Below are 1,224 nucleotides of genomic sequence, written 5' to 3' on the forward strand. Positions count from 1 at the left end.
CTGTTGTGGCTCAATGTTTTTGGACCATGATGTAGGAGCATCTACCTAAGGAAGCATCATGGGATATCGGGTCGTTGATACCGAGGCAAAAGCGGAAGCCATTCGCTTGGTTGTGGAGATGAATTGCTCCATACCTGAAGCCTGCAAGCTAACGGGAGTTGGACCTACAGCTCTACGTCGATGGGTTCTGCTCTGGCGTCGGGAGCATGCGGGGATTTCACAACCCTCTCGGCCACAGGACCAGGAACTGATCGAGTCGCTACAGGCAAAATTGGCGCTGGTTGAAGCCGAGAACCAAGTATTAAAAAAGCAATTGCCCTCTCATCTGAAGGTTCTGTTCAGCCGAACCAAGTGATTGACGGCGCTAGAGGGGCCGTGTCGATTAGACGCATGTGTCTGGTCTTAGGCTTGGCCCGCAGTAGCTATTACGCGAAACGTAAACCCAAACCGCCTCGTGTTTTAGAGAGTGGCTTGGAGATGAAGATTCGCGCGCTGCATACAGAGCATCGCGAAGCTTTAGGGGCCCGCGGCTTATCCAAGGAGTTGAGAGCGGAAGGCATTTTTATCGGACGTCACCGCATGCGCTCCTTGATAAAGACCCTTGATTTAGCCAGGCGCCGGCCGCGTTACGCTCACTATCGTCGCGCCACCAAACCAGGTATCACGGCACCGAACATACTTGATCGTCGCTTTAATCCGGTCCAGCCAGACACGCTCTGGGCCGGCGATATCACTTACATAAAAGTGAGGGATAGCTGGTTATATCTGGCCGTAGTGATGGATTTGTTTTCACGCCGGATTGTGGGGTGGGCTTGTTCAAGAACCGCCGACACGGACCTGTCGATCAAAGCACTGAAATTGGCAGTAGCACTGCGCCACCCAATGCCTGAGCTGTTGTTTCATTCAGACCAGGGCTGTCAGTACACCGCAGAGCGATTTTCAGCGTGTCTGGCGCAATGCCGAATCGTCCACAGCGTGAGTCGTCGCGGAAACTGCTGGGACAACGCGGTGGTAGAGCGTTATTTCAGAACGTTGAAGCACGACTGGATGCCAGAAAATGGCTATCAGAATCACCTTGAGGCGGAAAAGGATGTGATCGACTTTGTGTCGCACTACAACCATCGCCGCTGCCACACCGCATCGAATAACCTGCCGCCTGCGCTCTTTGAGCAGCAGGCGGCCTAAAGCTCCTACGGAGTGGTCCAAAAAAACTGGACCCCAACA

The 1,224-nt window shown here is 53.6% G+C and carries 2 protein-coding genes; both read left to right on the forward strand.

From position 1 onward, the window contains the following. Positions 1 to 58: 58 nt before the first annotated feature. Positions 59 to 355 (forward strand): transposase, encoded by a 297-nt coding sequence (locus BK665_RS32970; protein ID WP_123410634.1) that lies wholly within the window; start codon positions 59 to 61, stop codon positions 353 to 355. A gap of 35 nt (positions 356 to 390) precedes the next feature. Continuing rightward, positions 391 to 1,185, forward strand: coding sequence for an IS3 family transposase (locus tag BK665_RS32975; RefSeq protein ID WP_259699681.1), 795 nt, complete (start codon positions 391 to 393; stop codon positions 1,183 to 1,185). The last annotated feature ends 39 nt before the right edge of the window (positions 1,186 to 1,224 follow it).

This window comes from Pseudomonas frederiksbergensis, assembly GCF_003732665.1.
Lineage (GTDB): Bacteria > Pseudomonadota > Gammaproteobacteria > Pseudomonadales > Pseudomonadaceae > Aquipseudomonas > Aquipseudomonas frederiksbergensis_G.

Excerpts from the sequence above, each read along its gene's own strand:
- BK665_RS32970 (WP_123410634.1), top strand. The coding sequence starts at position 59 with ATGGGATATCGGGTCGTTGATACCGAGGCAAAAGCGGAAGCCATTCGC.
- BK665_RS32975 (WP_259699681.1), top strand. The coding sequence starts at position 391 with ATGTGTCTGGTCTTAGGCTTGGCCCGCAGTAGCTATTACGCGAAACGT.